The following is a 15,928-nucleotide window of genomic DNA, read 5'->3' as shown; positions in this document are numbered from 1 at the left end:
GGACAAAGCTTGACATTGACGTCGAAAACTGTAGCCTGACCCACACGCTGTAGCGGTAGCTGGCGTGACGGCGGTCCGCCCCGGCCGCCCCGGCAGACCCTTGCTGAAGGAGGCAGTTGGTGATACTCCGGGCGATCGAAGATCCCAACCGCGCTGTCGCGCCTTAATGATGAGCCGCCGGATGCCGGTGCGGAGGAAGTAGCATGCTGCAGTACATAGTGGCCGGTTTAGCCCTCGGGTCCATCTATGCGATCGCGTCGTCGGCCCTGGTCGTCACGTTCGTCTCGGCGGGGGTTTTCAACTTCGCCTTCGGGTCGATTGCCTTCTTCGTCGCCCGTTTCTACTACTGGCTGAACTCCGAGCACCACATGGGCACCTGGACGGCCGGCGTGCTGTCCATCCTCGTCCTCGCGCCGGCGCTCGGGGCCTTCCTCTACGGCGCGCTCTTCCGGCACCTGCGGGGCAAGACGACGCTGGTCAAGCTGGTCGCGACGATCGGCCTCTCGGTCGCGCTGCCGCCGGTCGCGAACCTCATCTTCGGCAGCCAGGCCATCACGGCCGCTCCCGGCCTCGCGGCGCTGACCGACAAGCCTTACCACGTCCTCGGCACCGCGGTCACCACGGACCAGGTCATCACCTACGGGTTCCTGATCTTCGTGGTGCTCGCCGGAACCGCCGTCCTGCGGTTTACCGACGTGGGCCTGCGGGTCCGCGCGATGGTCGACTCGGAGGCCATGGCGTCCCTGTCCGGCACCAACCCAGGCCGGGTGTCGCTCGGGGTGTGGACCGTCAGCACCGCGCTGGCCGGTCTCGCGGGCATCCTGGTCGCCCCGACCAGCGGGCTCTCGCCGATTGGTATGACGGCCCTGCTGTCGGCGGCCATCGCCGCGATGGTCGCGGCCCGGCTGCGCTCGCTGCCGGGAGCGGTCCTCGCATCGCTGGTCATGGGCGTCATCACCGACGTCATCCAGAAGTACCTGCCGACGAACAGCACACTGTCCGCCGCGATCGTGCCGAGCATCCCGTTCGCGTTCCTGACCGTGTTCCTGCTGTTCTACGTCCTGCGCAAGGGCACGATCGACGAGGAGGCCGCTGGCGGCGGCCCACTCGACGCGGCCATCAAGCCGGCCCACCAGGACGCCGACACTGTGATCACGGGCAACGAACGTGCCTGGGAGCGGTATTTCGGGCTGATCCCGTTCGTGATCGTGGCCGCCCTCCCGCTGCTCTTCAGCGGCTCGCCCTACTGGCTTGGCCTGACCGCGAGCGGCCTGACCTTCGCGATCACCTTCCTGACGTTCACGGTCTCCACCGGTGAAGGCGGGATGCTCTGGCTCTCGCAGATCATCTTCGCTGGCGTGGGTGTGCTGGGAGCTGGCCAGTTCGTAGAGATGTGGCATGTGCCGGTCCTGCTCGCGATCTTCCTGGCGGCGGTCGTCGCGGCCGTCGTCGGCGCGATCATCGGCCTGCTCACGATCCGCCTGGGCGACCTCTACGTCGGTCTCACGACGCTGACGTTCGGTCTGCTCGTCGAAACCCTGGTGTTCACGCGGGACCGGTTCGCCCACGGCGGTCTCGGTATCACGCTCAACAGGCCGAGCTGGGCCGTTGACGACCTGCCGTTCGCCTACCTGTCTCTCGGAATCTTCGTCATCCTGGCGCTGCTGATCCTCAACCTGCGCCGCTCGACCAGTGGCCTCGCGCTGCGGGGCGTGCGGGACAGCACTCCGGCGGCACGGACGCTCGGCCTGAGCGTCGTCCAGGTGAAGGTCGTCATCGGCGCGATCGGCGCGTTCGTCGCCGCGATCGGTGGCGGCATGCTGGGGCTGTACAACATGTCGGCACAGCCGGCGTCCTACGTGACGTTCGGCGGCCTCGTCTGGCTCGCCGTCGTGGTGACGATGGGGGTCCGCTCCATCACGGCCGCCGCGGTGGCCGGGGTCCTGTTGACCCTGTCCGGTGGGGCCGTCACCAACTGGCTGCCGGCCCGCTTCGGCGAGATCCCGGCGATCCTGTTCGGACTCGGCGCGATCGGCGTCGCCAGCAACCCAGAAGGAATCGTCCTGCAACAGGGCCGGCTGATCCGTCGCCAGGTCGCGAAGCTGGTCGACCGGATCGTGCCTCCCGCGCCGGTGCCGGCGGTGGTGGGGGCCGGTAGGCCCGGCATTCGCCCCACCGATGGCCCGGGCGGCCAGCCAGTCGCCCACGCCGGCTCCAACGCAACCAGCGCGACCGCGAAGGTGGAGTCATGACGGGAGGTCTCGTGGAGACGGCGGGCACCTTGAACGGTGCCGTCAGGGGCCGGCCGCGGCTGGAATGCGTCGACGTCACGGTGCGCTTCGGCGGTCTTGTCGCGGTCGACAAGGCGAACCTGGCGGTCCCGGCGGGCACCATCGTCGGACTGGTCGGCCCGAACGGCGCTGGGAAGAGCACCCTGTTCGGCGTGCTGTCCGGGCTGATCCGCCCCGCGAACGGCAAGGTGCTGCTCGAGGGCCAGGACATCACCGGCACCAGCGCCCAGTCCAGGGCCGCGAGCGGCGTCGCCCGTACCTTCCAGCACACCGAGCTTTTCGACAGCCTCACGGTTCGCGACCACCTTGTGCTCGCCTACCGGGCCAAGCACGAGAAGTCGCGGGTCTGGACGGACCTGTTCACGATCGGCAGCCTCCGGCCCGCTAGCAAGACGGAGCGCGAGACGGTCGACGAGCTCATCGAGCAGCTCGGCCTGGTCCCGGTCCGCAACCGCCCCGCGCTCGGCCTGCCGCTCGGCACCGCCCGGATGCTGGAGCTGGGCCGGGCGCTCGCGACCAGCCCGAGCGTGCTGCTGCTGGACGAGCCGTCGTCGGGGCTGGACCCGAACGAGACCGCGCAGATGGAGCAGGTGCTGCGCCGGGTCGTCGACGAGCGCGGCATCTCGGCGCTGCTCGTCGAGCACGACGTCGAGCTGGTCATGCGGTTGTCCAGCGCCGTCTACGTGCTCGAGTTCGGCAAGATGATCGCCAGTGGCCCGCCCGCGCAGGTCCGCAACGACCCCGCTGTCCGCGCGGCCTACCTCGGCGAGGAGGTCAGCTCCGAGGCCACGGCGTCCGCGGACGCGGAGGCCGACGAGTTCGGCATTCTCCCGGCGCCCAAGGTCTCGGCCCAGCCCCGGCGTCAGGTCGACACCGCTGGCGGTCCGCTGCTGACGGTCGAGAACCTGTCGCTGCACTACGGCGACGCCCTCGCCCTCAACGGGATCTCCTTCACGCTGGCGGCCGGCAAGGCGCTGGCGGTGCTCGGGGCCAACGGAGCCGGCAAGAGCAGCCTGGCCCGCGCGGTCTCCGGCCTGGTGCCGACCAGCGGCGGCAAGATCCTCATCGGCGGCGAGGACGTCAGCGGCTGGCCGGCGCACCGGGTGCGCAGGTCGGCGCTCGTCCACCTGCCCGAGGGCCGGGGTGTCTTCCGCGGCCTGACGGTGATCGACAACCTGAAGATGGCCGCGGCCGTCGTGCCCGGCCGCAAGGCCCGCAAGCAGGCCGTCGACCTGGCGCTGGAGATCTTCCCGGTCTTCGCCGACCGGCGCCGGCAGTCGGCCGGCCTGCTGTCCGGCGGTGAGCAGCAGATGCTGTCGCTCGCCCGGGCACTGGCCACCGCGCCGAAGCTCGTCATCGCCGACGAGATGTCCCTGGGCCTGGCCCCGAAGATGGTCGACCTGGTCTTCGACGGCCTGGACCGGGCCCGGCAGGCCGGCGTGACGGTGATCATGATCGAGCAGTACGTGCACCGGGCGCTGGCGTTCGCCGACGAGGCCCTCGTCATGCACCGCGGTGAGATCGCCTGGGCCGGGCCGACCGGCGCGGCGCACGGAGAGGTACTGCGGCACTACCTCGGTGACGCGACCACGGCCTAGGCCTAGCTCTCGCCGTGCTTTCCGGCCCGTCGGCTCTTTGCCGGCGGGCCGGATCTCCATTGTTCCGACACGCTCCGTGTTGGCGTGGCAGGAAGTCGCGAGATGAGGAGTGACAGTGATTCACGGCCGGAAAGGCTGTTCCCCGCCCCGCCGCGCAGAAGCTCGTCACCCAGAACCACGTGATCGCCGTCGTCGCCCAGGCGACCCTGGCCTTCAGTGCCGCGCACTACCTGACCTCGCACGGCGTTCCGGTGGTCGGCATCAGCGAGGACGGCCCCGAGCGGGTCGCCTCGAAGAACATGTTCTCGGTCAGTGGCGTGCTGCAGCCGACTCAGGTGACGACGACCGCCGGCAAGTTCTGGAAGGCGCAGGGCGTCACCAACCTGGCCTCGCTCGGCTACGGCATCTCCCTGTGGATGACCAAGCTGGTCGGGCAGAAGTTCGAGCTGGTCTCGGGCGCCGACCCGGTCTGCGGCTCGGTGATCCCGGGCAAGACGGTGGCGGCGGCGCAGTGACTCCAACGTTCGGTTAGACCGGTTGCCGCCGGTCGGGTCCGCCCTGCGGGCAGGATTCGACCGGCGGCGCCGCTCCCCCTGACCGGAGGCCGCGCAGCGCTGGCTCCTGCCGTCCAGCAAGGGCATGCTGTTCCGGGGAAGGACTGTCCCTTTCCGGGCAGCCGTGGCCTCGGCCAGCCAGGTGGGTCCAGACCGGCCGAGTCCCTTCCCGAGCAGGCAGAGTATGTCTCAGCAGGCAGAGTGCCCTTGGACGGGCAGAGTGCCTTTTCCGGTCGACGGCACCGGGGCCACGACCAGTACCAGGAGGACAGGATGGGCAAGCTCGACGGCAAGGTCGCCTTCATCACCGGAGCGGGCCGGGGGCAGGGTCGCAGCCACGCCATCAAGCTCGCCAGCGCGGGCGCTGACATCATCGCGGTGGACATCTGCGAGGACATCCCGAGCGTCAACTACGAGATGGCCAGCGCGGACGACCTGGCGCAGACCGTCAAGGAGGTCGAGGCGCTCGGCCGCGGCATCGTCGCCGTCAAGGGCGACGTCCGGATCAAGGAGCAGCTGAAGGCCGCGCTGGAGCAGGGCCTCGCCCGGTTCAGCCGGGTCGACATCGTCTGCGCGAACGCCGGCATCCTGCCGATGAAGGACAACACCCTCATCGAGGGCTTCATCGACGGCATGGACGTCGACTTCGTCGGCGCGCACAACACCGTCGCCGTCGTCGCGCCGCACCTGCAGGCCGGCGCCTCGATCATCATCACCGGCTCCACCGCCGGCCTGATGAAGAACACCACCGAGGCGATGGGCAATACCGGTGGCGTCGCCTACTCGTTCGCCAAGCGGCTTGTCTTCCAGTACATCGAGACGCTGGCACTGCAGCTCGCGCCGCACTCGATCCGGCTGAACGCGATCCACCCGACCAACGTCAACACCCGGCTGCTGCAGAACGACGACATCTACAGCGCGTTCCGGCCGGATCTCGTTGCCGAGGGCAAGAAGCCGACCCGCGAGGACGCCGAGGTTGCCTTCCCCTCCATGCAGCCGATGCCGATCCCGTTCATCGAGCCGGGTGACGTGTCCGCCCTGGTCCTGTTCCTGGCCAGCGAGGACTCCCGGTACATCACCGGCCTGAACATCCGGCTCGACGCGGGCTCGATGCTCAAGGGCGAGCGCGCCTTCTGAGCTGGGCGCATCCGCGCCAGGTTCGCCGCCCGGCCGGCCACCAGCCTCGCTGGTGGCCGGCCGGTGGCGTTTGCCGCGGGTGGCGTCCCTGCGCGTGCGGGGGCATCAGGTCCGGCGTAAAGTCCCGGCGCCGGGCGAGGCTTGGACCATTCGTGGATATAATATGCGATTGTTCTCCGCCCGCGGCCAGGCCGTCGAAGCCGTCCTCCTCCCACATGTTGATCACCTGCGGCCAGCGGCCCGTGGTCCCGATGACGCCCCAGACGGCGTAGCAGAGCTGGTCGCGCTCCTCCTGGGCGATCGGGCTCCAGCTCGCCGTCATGTGGTGGACGTAGCTCGCCCGGTTCGACCCGCGGATGTCGATGAACTCGTGTGTGTAGACCTTGGTGTTCTCGCTGGTCATCTGCTCGGCCCTTCTGCGCCCCGCGCCGCCGGCCGCGCGGCGAGAAGAGCGGTTGCGCGGGTCGGTGCTGGTGAGTCATGGTGTGGCCGCGAGCGGAGACGCGTCGCCCCAGCCGTCTTCTCCACCGCGGGGCTGGCGGTGGAGAAGACGGTGGCCGGGGCTCGGCGCTCGGTCGCGTCCCGGGCCGCCCAGGTGGCCAGGGACGGCGAGCCGCTCATGTGTAGATTGTATATAACATACCTTCCGGGTCTGGAAGGGACGAGAAGACGCATGGCACTGGGGGACTGGCTGAGCCGCCAGGGCATTCCGTTCGTGATCGAGACGCCCGGCGGGCCGGGGAGCCGGCCCATCCCGGGCCTGCGTTCGGTACCCGCCCCGGACCTCGACTGCGCGGGCGCGCTGGCCGAGGCCGTGGCGACGGTGGGTCCGGGCATCGCGGCGCTCTGGGACCGCGACGTGCTCACGGTCCTGTCCCGTCGGGTGGACCTCGGCGAGCCGACGGTCGCGCGCACGGCGCCGGAGCTTCCGGCCGCCCTCGAGGCCGCCCGCAAGCTCGGCTCCGGCGGACCTGCCGGCCCGCGTCGTCACGCTCGACCCAGCCGACCTTCCGGCCGCTGCCGCGACGCTGCGGGCCCGGACTCCCGTCGTCGAGGACGGCGAGCGTCCCGCGCTCTACCGCGACCTCTCCGCCGTCGTCGGCCCGCTCTACGCCGGGACGGCCGCGCCGCTGAACCCGCCTGCGCGGCCGCCGACCTCGCCGCCGTGCTGCCTGCGCACGGACCGGTTTTCTCCGAGCCGGGACCGGCCGCACACTGGTTGGGAAGGACCTTCTCCACGGTCCGGCTCGGCAGCGTCCGGGTGCCGGCGGCCGGCGGTGCCGGCCTGGCCATCGGCGGGGCGATCGCCGCCGGGCTGACCGGGGCGGGTGTCGCCGTGGCCATCCGACTTCGACAGCACGACCCGACCCCGGCGGCCACGACCCAACCGGAGCCCTGGCAGCCCACGACCTCGCGAGCGGAGACTGGCATGCAAGCCGATGACCTCATCCTGATCAGTGTCGACGACCATCTGGTCGAGCCACCCGACATGTTCAAGGGCAGGCTGCCCGGGAAGTTCGACGACGTCGCCCCGAAGGTCGTCCGCCGTGACGACGGCTCCGACGTGTGGACGTTCAACGGCACCGTCATCCCGAACGTCGGGCTCAACGCCGTCGCGGGCCGGCCGAAGGAGGAGTACGGCGTCGAGCCGACGGCCTTCGAGGAGATGCGCCCGGGGTGTTACGACATCCACGAGCGCGTCAAGGACATGAACGCGGCCGGTGTGCTGGGTTCGATGTGTTTCCCGTCGTTCCCGGGTTTCGCGGCGCGTCTGTTCGCGGCGGCGGAGGACAAGGAGCTGGCGCTGTCGGTGGTGCAGGCGTACAACGACTGGCATATCGACGAGTGGGCCGGTACCTATCCGGGCCGGTTCATCCCGATGGCGTTGCCGGTGTTGTGGGACCCGGAACTGGCGGCGGCTGAGGTCCGTCGGGCCGCGGCGAAGGGCTGTCACTCGTTGACGTTCACGGAGAACCCGGCGACGTTGGGGTACCCGAGTTTCCATGACAAGCACTGGGACCCGTTGTGGAAGGCGCTGGTCGACACCGGCACGGTGATGTCGATCCATCTCGGCTCGTCGGGGAAGCTGACGCTGACCGCCCCGGACGCGCCGATGGACGTCCTGATCACCCTGCAGCCGATGAACATCTGCCAGGCGGCGGCCGACCTGCTCTGGTCGCGTGTGATCAAGGACTTCCCGGACATCAGGATCGCGCTGTCCGAGGGCGGCACCGGCTGGATCCCGTACTTCCTGGAGCGTGTCGACCGGACCTACGACATGCACCACCTGTGGACCGGTCAGAACTTCGGCGGGAAGCTGCCGAGTGAGGTGTTCCGGGAGCACTTCCTGACCTGTTTCATCGAGGACCCGGTCGGTGTGGCGCTGCGGAACAAGATCGGTATCGACAACATCTCGTGGGAGTGTGACTACCCGCATTCGGACTCGACCTGGCCGTACCCGGGCGAGGAGCTGCTCAAGGCGTGTGACGGGGTGCCGGACGACGAGCTGAACAAGATGACCTACGAGAACGCGTGCCGCTGGTACTCGTTCGACCCGTTCGCGCACCGCTCCAAGGCCGGCTCCACGGTCGGGGCGCTGCGCGCCGAGGCCGCCGGCCACGACATCTCGACGCGGTCCTTCGACCAGGGCCGCTTCGAGATCACCCACGGCGGCATCTCCCTCGGCGAGATGACCGCACGCGCCACCGCCTGACCAGAACCCGAACCACGGTGGCCGGCGGCGTCCCGCGATGCCCGCCGGCCACCGATCGTCCCGTCACTCGGAAGCGAGCCGGTAGATGAGCGGCACCGTCCCGAACAGCGTCCCCGGCCTCGACGCCCGGCCCGCCGGCGTGGACCCCCCGGTCCCAGGGACGTTCTGGGAGATGGTCGAGCGGCGTGCCGCCCTGACACCTGACACCGAGCTGTTCGCCGACGGCCTGGGCCGCAGCTTCACCGCGGCCCAGTTCAAGGTGGCCGCCGAGCGCACCGCGGTGGCGCTGGCTGGCCGCGCGATCGGCGTCGGCACGGTGGTCAGCTGGCAGCTGCCGACGACGCTCGAGTCGGTCGTGCTGATGATGGCGCTGGCCCGGCTTGGCGCGACCCAGAACCCGATCATCCAGACCCTGCGCGAGCGCGAGGTCGGCTCGATCACGGCCAAGGCCGCGACCTCGGTGTTCGTCACCGTGCCGAGCTGGCGCGGCTTCGGCCACGGGGCGCTGATGTCCGCGCTCATCGCCGAACGGGGTGCGGTGGGTCAGCTGCTGCTCGTCGACCACCGCGCGGCGGCGGCCGAGGGCCGGCTGGCGCTGCCGATGGCCGACGCGGGGGAGCCACTACCGCCGCCAGCGCCACCCGCCGCCCCGGGCGAGGCCCGCTGGATCTACACCACCTCCGGCACGACGGCAGACCCCAAGGGCGTGCTGCACACCGACCACTCGGTGGCCGTGGCGGCCCGCGGCAACGTCACCGGGGCCGCGCCGACCCCAGCGGACCTGTACCCGATCGCGTTCCCTCTGGCACACATCGGCGGCGCGGTCATGCTGGCCGCCTCGTTGCTGTCCGGCCTGCGCCTGCTGCTGCTCGACAGCTTCGACCCCGAAGCCACCCCGCGGCTGATGGCCGCGGCCGGGGCCACGATGCTCGGCTCGGCGGCGCCGTTCCTCAACGCCTACCTCGCCGCGCAGGCCGCGGACCGGGTGGGCGACCCCGGTTCCGTTCTCTACCCGAAGCTGCGGGCCGCCTACAGCGGTGGCGCGCCCAAGCCGCCGGGGCTGCACGCGGCCATCGCCCGCGAGCTCGGCGGCCGTGGGGTGCTCTCCAGCTGGGGGATGACCGAGTTCCCGCTCGCCACCCACGCCCGGCTCGACGACACCGACGACGAGCTCGCCGCGACCGAGGGGCGCGCGGCCCCGGACGTCGAGATCCGGGTCGTCGGGCCCGACGGCACGACTTGCCCGCCGGGGGAGGAGGGCGAGCTGCTGCTGCGCGGGCCGCAGCTCTTCTCCGGCTACCTCGGGGCTCCGGCCGAGGAGCTCGCCGAGCTCTTCGACGCCGACGGCTTCTTCCGGACCGGCGACCTCGGCGTCGTCGGGCCTCGCGGGCACGTCCGGGTCACCGGCCGGCGCAAGGATGTGATCATCCGCAACGCCGAGAACATCGCGGCTCCCGAGGTCGAGGAGATCCTCGCGACCCATCCGGCCGTGGCCGAGGTGGCCGTCATCGGACTGCCCGACGAGCGGACCGGCGAGCGCTGCTGTGCCGTCGTCCGGCTCGCCGGCGGTGCCGCTCCGGTCACCTTGGAGGACCTGGCCGCCCATGCACTGGCGGGCGGCCTCGCGAAGTTCAAGCTCCCCGAGCAGGTCGAGCTCGTCGACGTCCTGCCCCGCACCGACATGGGCAAGGTCGCCAAGAACCTGCTGCGCAAGCGCTACCTCGCCTGACCTGACTCGACGGCTCAGCCGCCGGCGAAGGTGAGGGTGGGCGCGGCCCGAGCCGCCTCGAGGGCGAGCAGGTGGCGCTTGCGGTCGAGACCACCGCCGTAGCCGGTGAGGTCGCCGGCCGAGCCGACCACCCGGTGGCACGGCACGATGATGCTGATCGGGTTGCGGCCGTTGGCGAGGCCGACGGCGCGGGCCGCGCCCGGCCGGCCGACGCGCGCGGCCAGCTGGCCGTAGCTCACGGTCTGGCCGTAGGGGATCTCGCGAAGCGCGGCCCAGACGGTTCGCTGGAACGGCGTCCCGCCCGGCGCGAGCGGCACGTCGAAGGCCGTCAGGGTGCCGTCGAAGTACGCCCGCAGCTGGGCGGCGACCGGGCCGAACGGCTCCGCGTCCCGGTCGCCGAACCTTTCCTCGGCTGGCCGGTGTCGATGTTGTTCCATGTAGAGGCCGGCCAGTGCGCCGTCGACGGCGACCAGCGTGAGGTCCCCGATCGGGCTGTCGATAACAGTGTGGGTCACGGGGGGCTGGTCAGGAGGCATCGCTCGTCCTCGCGGTCGGTATCCGATTGATCGGGTGGTCGCTGGTGGACCACAGGTACTGCACGGCGTAGGCCCGCCACGGCCGCCAGGCCGCGGCCCGGGCCGTCAGCGCCGCCGGCCGCGCCGGTAGGCCGAGACCCTCGGCCGCCCGACGGACCCCGAGGTCGGTGGCCACGAACGCGTCGGGGTCGCCGAGGGCCCGCATCGCCACCGACTCGACGGTCCAGGGGCCGATGCCCGGCAGTGCCGCGAGCTGGGCCCTGGCGTGCTCCCAGTCACCGCCTACGTCGAGCTCCAGGTCACCCGTGGCAAGAGCGGTGATCAGTGCGGTCATCGTCGCCCGGCGTGACCGAGGCATCGCCAACGCGGCGGGGTCCAGCTCGGCCAGCGCGGTCGGTGTCGGGAACAGATGAGTGAGCCCGCCCTCCCGGTCCTCGACCGGCTCGCCGTGCGCGGCGACCAGCCGGGCGGCGTGCGTGCGGGCTGCCGCCGTCGAGACCTGCTGGCCGAGCACCGCCCGCACGGCGAACTCGGGCGGGTCCGTGGTGCGCGGCACCCGCCGACCGGGGCTCTTGGCGACCAGCGGAGCCAGCGCCTCGTCGGCGCCGAGCTGGGCGTCGACAGCGACCGGGTCGGCGTCCAGGTCGAGCAGCCAACGGCAGCGGCTGATCGCCGTGGTGAGGTCGCGCAGGTCGGACAGGGTCAGCCGGCACTCGACGTGGTCCGGCGTGGGCCGCAACGCCACGATGCCGTGCCCGCGCGGCAGCCGCAGAGTCCTGCGGTAGGCGCCGTCGCGCCACTCCTCGACGCCCGGCACCGCGGTGGCCGCTAGGTGCCCGAACAGGTTGTCCGGGCACAGCGGGCGCCGGAACGGCAGCCGCAGCACGAGGGTGCCCTGCGTCCTTGGGTCCACCGTCGTCTTCGCCCGGGCCCGCAGCTCGCTGGGCGTGAGGGCGAAGACCTCGCGGACGGTGTCGTTGAACGTGCGCACGCTGGCGAAACCGGCCGCGAAGGCCAGGTCGGTCATCGGCAGCGTGGTGGTCTCGATGAGCAGCCGGGCCGTCTGCGCGCGCTGGGCGCGGGTGAGAGCGAGCGGCCCGGCCCCGAGCTCGGCGAACAGCTGCCGTTCGAGCTGGCGCACGCTGTAGCCGAGCCGGGCGGCCAGCCCCGGCACGCCCTCGCGGTCGACCAGCCCATCGGCGATCAGCCGCATCGCTCGCCCGAGCAGGTCGGCACGCTCGTTCCACTGCGGGGAACCGGGCACGGCACCCGGCCGGCAGCGCTTGCAGGCCCGGAAGCCGGCCTGCTGCGCCGCCGCGGCGCTCGGGTAGAAGCGCATGTTCTCGGGCCTGGGCGGCGTCGCCGGGCAGCTGGGCCGGCAGTAGATCCCGGTGGTGAGCACCGCCGTGAAGAACCAGCCGTCGAACCGCTCGTCCTTCGCCTGGACGGCCCGCACGCACCGCTCGACGTCCTGGTACATAGGACCAGCCTGCTCGCCGACGCCGCCCAGGTCTCGCGGAAAAACGACATGACGGTGCCGCCTCGTGGTCATCTGCTTCTCGCGAGTCCCGTCCCGCTCGAGAGGCAGCCCGCCCTGCGTGTGCGCGTACGTGCACACTCCGACTACTGTGCGCGTACGTGCACACTCCGACTGCTGTGCGCGTACGTGCACATCGACTAGGCTGTGCACGTGCGCGCACAGCCAGGTCCCGAGGTGCGGCTCGACAACGCCCGAAATCTTGGACTGTTCGTCCGTTCGGAGCGCCAACGCCACGGCATGACGCAGACCCAGCTGTGCGCGGCGGCCGGCGTGAGCCGGCGCTGGCTCGCCGACCTCGAGGCCGGCAAGCCCACCGTCGAGATCGGGCTCGTCTTCCGAGTCATGCACGCCCTCAGCAGAGTGCTCCTCGCCGCGAACGTCGAGTTGGCTCCGGACGGCATCGACCTGGACGAGGTCCTCCGGGACTACGAGAACCCCGGCCGCTCCGCCGGAGTCTCAGATGGCTGACGAACGCCGTCTCGTGGTGCTTCTCGGTGGACATCGCGTCGGCGAGGCGCACATGGACGCCGCGGGCACCTTCCGCTTCGGCTACGACGCCGCCTGGCTGGCTGATCGTGCTGCGACCCCGTTGTCGCTGTCGATGCCAGTCACGCGCGCGACCTACGGTGATGGGCCCGTACGCGCCTTCATCTGGGGCCTTCTTCCCGACAGCGAGCGGGTGCTGGAAAGGTGGGCGAGGGAGTATCAGGTCTCACCGCGTAACCCTTTCGCCCTGCTGCGGCACGTCGGCGAGGACTGCGCAGGCGGCGCGCAGTTCGTTCGGTCTGAACGGGTCGACGCCCTTCTCGCCGGTGAGGGCTCAGTCACCTGGCTCGAAGACGGGGAGATCGAAGAGCGACTTCGAATCCTGCGGGCCGACCCGACGGCGTGGCATGTGCACAGCACGGGCCAGTTCAGCCTTGCTGGTGCGCAGGCCAAGACGGCGCTGCACTTTGACGAGCGAACCGGTCGATGGAAAGATCCGTCGGGAGCCACGCCGACCACGCACATTCTCAAACCTGCCATCACCGGCCTGGACGATCACGACCTCAACGAACACCTGTGCCTGTCAGCCGCTGGCCTCGCTGGCCTGCCGGCCGCGCGGACCGAGGTCGTTTCCTTCGGCGCCGAGCGGGTCATCGTGGTGACCCGATATGACCGCAGGCAGACCGGCCAGGGCCAGGTCATCCGCATCCACCAGGAGGACATGTGCCAGGCGACAGGGATAGCGCCGATGGTGAAGTACCAGAGCGAAGGAGGCCCCAGCCCCGAACTGGTCATCGACCTGCTGCGGCGAAACGTGCGGCCGGCCGCGCTGGCCACTGACCACCTGAATCGGTTCGTCGACGCGCTGGCCTTCAACTGGATCATCGCCGGGACCGATGCGCACGCCAAGAACTACTCGGTGCTGCTTGCGGGCAGCCAGGTACGTCTCGCACCGCTCTATGACGTGGCCAGCATGCTTCCCTACGACGATGTCTATCTGCCGAAACTCCGGCTGGCTATGAAGATCGGTGGCGAGTACCGCGTCGAGTTCATCCACGGCCGCCACTGGCGTCGCTTCGCGGCGGCGAACGGTCTGGACCCGGAGGATGTTCTCGACCGGGTGAGCCGTCTCGTCGCGCGGGTTCCCGACGCGTTCGCCGAGGCCGCCGCCACCCCGGCCGTCCGGTCGCTGGGCAGCAACCTGCCCGCGCGACTGGCCGAGCGGGTCGCCGACCGCGCGGAGTCTCGTGCTCGGGCGCTCCTTGACTGACAGACCGGGTGTACCGGGTGGGTCCGTCGCCGGAGCGCGCTGAGGCCGAGGCGGCCTTTCGGCCGCCTCGGCCTCAGCTGGTGCGGGTCTGCCTGGATCGGTTCGGGCCGCTCGGACGTCAGGAGGTCCCCGCCGCGGAGGGGGTGAGCAGGCCCGCTTCACGCAGGTAGTTGACGACGGCCTCGGCCGAGGATTCCGGTGTGGTGGTTCCGGAGGCGTCGAGGTGGATCTCGGGGTTGTGGGGTGGTTCGTAGGGGGAGTCGATGCCGGTGAAGTTGGCCAGCTCGCCGCGGCGGGCCTTGGCATAGAGGCCCTTGCGGTCGCGGGACTCGGCGACCTCCAGCGGGGTGTCGACGTGGACCTCGACGAACTCGCCGTCGTCAAGCAGGTCGCGGGCCAGCTGGCGTTCGGCCCGGAACGGGGAGATGAACGACGTGAGGACGATGAGGCCCGCGTCGGCCATGAGCCGGGCGACCTCGGCGATGCGGCGGATGTTCTCGACACGGTCGGCCTCGGTGAAGCCGAGGTCCTTGTTGAGGCCGTGGCGGACGTTGTCGCCGTCGAGGAGGTAGGTGTGGAAGCCCTCGTCGTGGAGTTTCTTCTCGACGAGGTTGGCGATGGTGGACTTCCCGGCGCCGGACAGCCCGGTGAACCAGACGACCGCGGGCCGTTGGCCCTTGCGGGCGGCCCGGGCGGTCTTGTTGACCTCGACGGCCTGCCAGTGGATGTTGTGTGCCCGCCGGAGCGCGAAGTGAAGAAGGCCGGCGGCGACGGTGGCGTGGGTGAACTTGTCGATGAGGATGAATCCGCCGGTGTCGCGGTTCGCCGTGTAGGGGTCGAACGGGACGGCGCGGTCGAGGTTGAGGTTCGCGACGCCGATCTCGTTGAGCTCCAGCGTTTTCGTCGCGGTGCGTTCCAACGTGTTGACGTTGACCTTGTACTTCGGCTGGGCGATCGTCGCGTTGACGGTTCGGGTGCCGAGCTTGAGCAGGTAGGGCCGGCCGGGAAGCATCGGTTCGCCGGCCATCCAGACGAGGTGGCATTCGAACTGGTCGGCGACCTCGGCGGGGGCCTCGGCGGCGGCCAGGACGTCGCCGCGGGAGACGTCGATCTCGTCGGCGAGAGTGAGCGTCACCGACTGGCCCGCGTAGGCGGCGTCGAGGTCGCCGTCGGCGGTGACGATCCGGGTGATGGTTGATTCCTGGCCTGAGGGCAGGGCCCGGACCTTCTGTCCGGGGCGGATCACGCCTCCGGCGACCTGGCCGGCGAAGCCGCGGAAGTCAAGGTTCGGCCGGTTGACCCACTGGACGGGGAGCCGGAACGGCCCCTCGCTGGCGGTGTCGGCGATCTGCACCGATTCCAGGTAGCCGACGAGGGTGGGCCCGGTGTACCAGGGGGTGTGCGCCGAGTGTTCGGTGATGTTGTCGCCGCGCAACGCCGAGAGCGGGATGGCGCGGATGGCGTCGCCTTCCAGGCCGATCCGGGCGGCGAACGTCCGGTAGTCGGCCTCGATCTGGTCGAAGACATCCTTCGAGTAGTCGACCAGGTCGAGCTTGTTGATTGCCAACACCACATGGCGGATACCGAGCAGCGACACCAGGTAGCTGTGGCGGCGGGTCTGGGTCAGGACGCCTTTGCGGGCGTCGATCAGGATGACGGCGAGGTCGGCGGTCGAGGCGCCGGTGACCATGTTGCGGGTGTACTGCTCGTGCCCCGGGGTGTCCGCGACGATGAACTTCCGCTTCTCGGTGGAGAAGAACCGGTAGGCCACATCGATCGTGATGCCCTGTTCCCGCTCGGCGGCCAACCCGTCGACCAGCAGCGCGAAGTCCAGCTCCCCGCCCTGCGTGCCAACCTTCTTCGAGTCGGACTCCAACGCGGCAAGCTGGTCGGAGAATACGAGTTTGGCGTCGTAGAGCAGCCGCCCGATCAGCGTGGACTTGCCGTCGTCGACGCTGCCGCAGGTGATGAACCGCAGCATCGGCTTGTCTTCATGCCGGCGCAGATACGCCTCGACGTCGGTCGTGAGGAGATCGTCGGTCGCGTGCGCCATGTCAAATCCCTTCGGAGGTCT

Annotated in this window: 11 protein-coding genes, 1 other RNA gene and 2 pseudogenes; 9 read left to right on the top strand and 5 right to left on the bottom strand. The window is 70.4% G+C overall.

Translation table 11 applies throughout. The annotated features are described in order from the left end of the window. Nucleotides 1-203 precede the first annotated feature (203 nt). The 4 genes and pseudogenes from FRADC12_RS04890 to FRADC12_RS04875 all read left to right on the top strand — a co-directional run bounded on the left by FRADC12_RS04890 (nucleotide 204) and on the right by FRADC12_RS04875 (nucleotide 5,580). A complete protein-coding gene (locus FRADC12_RS04890; RefSeq protein WP_045875739.1) occupies nucleotides 204-2,252 on the top strand; it encodes an ABC transporter permease in 2,049 nt (682 codons plus the stop codon). Then, nucleotides 2,249-3,889, top strand: coding sequence for an ATP-binding cassette domain-containing protein (locus FRADC12_RS04885; protein WP_045875738.1), 1,641 nt, complete (start codon nucleotides 2,249-2,251; stop codon nucleotides 3,887-3,889). Before FRADC12_RS04890 ends, FRADC12_RS04885 begins: the two co-directional genes overlap by 4 nt. A 149-nt stretch (nucleotides 3,890-4,038) precedes the next feature. Beyond that, nucleotides 4,039-4,299 (top strand): annotated as a pseudogene (locus FRADC12_RS04880) (ABC transporter substrate-binding protein); the annotation flags it as partial. Between the two features lie 417 nt (nucleotides 4,300-4,716). Then, on the top strand, nucleotides 4,717-5,580 hold the full coding sequence (locus tag FRADC12_RS04875) for a mycofactocin-coupled SDR family oxidoreductase (protein WP_045875736.1): 864 nt from the start codon (nucleotides 4,717-4,719) through the stop codon (nucleotides 5,578-5,580). On the opposite strand, the gene FRADC12_RS32800 is transcribed toward FRADC12_RS04875, so the two are convergent. Next, nucleotides 5,558-5,983, bottom strand: coding sequence for a hypothetical protein (locus tag FRADC12_RS32800; protein ID WP_232303615.1), 426 nt, complete (start codon nucleotides 5,981-5,983; stop codon nucleotides 5,558-5,560). The two genes, FRADC12_RS04875 and FRADC12_RS32800, sit on opposite strands and share 23 nt — an antisense overlap. A 1,026-nt stretch (nucleotides 5,984-7,009) precedes the next feature. Between FRADC12_RS32800 and FRADC12_RS04865 the strand changes: the two genes are divergently transcribed. Continuing rightward, complete coding sequence (locus tag FRADC12_RS04865) at nucleotides 7,010-8,293, top strand: amidohydrolase family protein (RefSeq protein WP_045879092.1); 1,284 nt, start codon at nucleotides 7,010-7,012, stop codon at nucleotides 8,291-8,293. Between the two features lie 85 nt (nucleotides 8,294-8,378). Beyond that, complete coding sequence (locus tag FRADC12_RS04860) at nucleotides 8,379-10,022, top strand: class I adenylate-forming enzyme family protein (protein ID WP_084010450.1); 1,644 nt, start codon at nucleotides 8,379-8,381, stop codon at nucleotides 10,020-10,022. Nucleotides 10,023-10,036: 14 nt separating this feature from the next. Here the strand turns inward: FRADC12_RS04860 and FRADC12_RS04855 are convergent, their stop codons facing one another. Then, the gene (locus FRADC12_RS04855; RefSeq protein WP_045875735.1) at nucleotides 10,037-10,558 is read right to left on the bottom strand and encodes a methylated-DNA--[protein]-cysteine S-methyltransferase; all 522 of its coding nucleotides are present in this window, start codon (nucleotides 10,556-10,558) and stop codon (nucleotides 10,037-10,039) included. Then, nucleotides 10,548-11,549 carry a DNA-3-methyladenine glycosylase family protein gene (locus tag FRADC12_RS04850; RefSeq protein ID WP_084010449.1) on the bottom strand — a complete coding sequence of 334 codons (1,002 nt, stop codon included), beginning with the start codon at nucleotides 11,547-11,549 and terminating at the stop codon, nucleotides 10,548-10,550. The genes FRADC12_RS04855 and FRADC12_RS04850 overlap by 11 nt, the downstream gene beginning before the upstream one ends. A 2-nt stretch (nucleotides 11,550-11,551) precedes the next feature. On the opposite strand from FRADC12_RS04850, the gene FRADC12_RS29150 reads away from it, so the two are divergent. Further along, an RNA gene (locus tag FRADC12_RS29150) (hammerhead ribozyme type II) lies at nucleotides 11,552-11,618 on the top strand. A gap of 222 nt (nucleotides 11,619-11,840) precedes the next feature. Here FRADC12_RS29150 and FRADC12_RS34780 read toward each other — a convergent pair. Next, nucleotides 11,841-12,038, bottom strand: a pseudogene (locus tag FRADC12_RS34780) (Ada metal-binding domain-containing protein); the annotation flags it as partial. Between the two features lie 210 nt (nucleotides 12,039-12,248). Between FRADC12_RS34780 and FRADC12_RS28075 the strand changes: the two are divergent. Then, nucleotides 12,249-12,566 carry a helix-turn-helix domain-containing protein gene (locus tag FRADC12_RS28075; RefSeq protein ID WP_198152772.1) on the top strand — a complete coding sequence of 106 codons (318 nt, stop codon included), beginning with the start codon at nucleotides 12,249-12,251 and terminating at the stop codon, nucleotides 12,564-12,566. Continuing rightward, a complete protein-coding gene (locus FRADC12_RS04840; RefSeq protein WP_045875733.1) occupies nucleotides 12,559-13,854 on the top strand; it encodes a type II toxin-antitoxin system HipA family toxin in 1,296 nt (431 codons plus the stop codon). The genes FRADC12_RS28075 and FRADC12_RS04840 overlap by 8 nt, the downstream gene beginning before the upstream one ends. Before the next feature lie 118 nt (nucleotides 13,855-13,972). Here the strand turns inward: FRADC12_RS04840 and cysN are convergent, their stop codons facing one another. Continuing rightward, nucleotides 13,973-15,907, bottom strand: coding sequence for a sulfate adenylyltransferase subunit CysN (gene cysN / locus FRADC12_RS04835; RefSeq protein WP_045875732.1), 1,935 nt, complete (start codon nucleotides 15,905-15,907; stop codon nucleotides 13,973-13,975). Between the last annotated feature and the right edge of the window lie 21 nt (nucleotides 15,908-15,928).

This window comes from Pseudofrankia sp. DC12 (assembly GCF_000966285.1).
In the GTDB taxonomy this organism is placed as follows: Bacteria; Actinomycetota; Actinomycetes; order Frankiales; family Frankiaceae; genus Pseudofrankia.
This window is presented reverse-complemented; position numbering and strand designations above follow the sequence as displayed.

Coding starts and splice junctions, on each gene's coding strand:
- FRADC12_RS04890 (WP_045875739.1), top strand. CDS start 204: ATGCTGCAGTACATAGTGGCCGGTTTAGCCCTCGGGTCCATCTATGCG.
- FRADC12_RS04885 (WP_045875738.1), top strand. CDS start 2,249: ATGACGGGAGGTCTCGTGGAGACGGCGGGCACCTTGAACGGTGCCGTC.
- FRADC12_RS04875 (WP_045875736.1), top strand. CDS start 4,717: ATGGGCAAGCTCGACGGCAAGGTCGCCTTCATCACCGGAGCGGGCCGG.
- FRADC12_RS32800 (WP_232303615.1), bottom strand. CDS start 5,983: ATGACCAGCGAGAACACCAAGGTCTACACACACGAGTTCATCGACATC.
- FRADC12_RS04865 (WP_045879092.1), top strand. CDS start 7,010: ATGCAAGCCGATGACCTCATCCTGATCAGTGTCGACGACCATCTGGTC.
- FRADC12_RS04860 (WP_084010450.1), top strand. CDS start 8,379: ATGAGCGGCACCGTCCCGAACAGCGTCCCCGGCCTCGACGCCCGGCCC.
- FRADC12_RS04855 (WP_045875735.1), bottom strand. CDS start 10,558: ATGCCTCCTGACCAGCCCCCCGTGACCCACACTGTTATCGACAGCCCG.
- FRADC12_RS04840 (WP_045875733.1), top strand. CDS start 12,559: ATGGCTGACGAACGCCGTCTCGTGGTGCTTCTCGGTGGACATCGCGTC.
- cysN (WP_045875732.1), bottom strand. CDS start 15,907: ATGGCGCACGCGACCGACGATCTCCTCACGACCGACGTCGAGGCGTAT.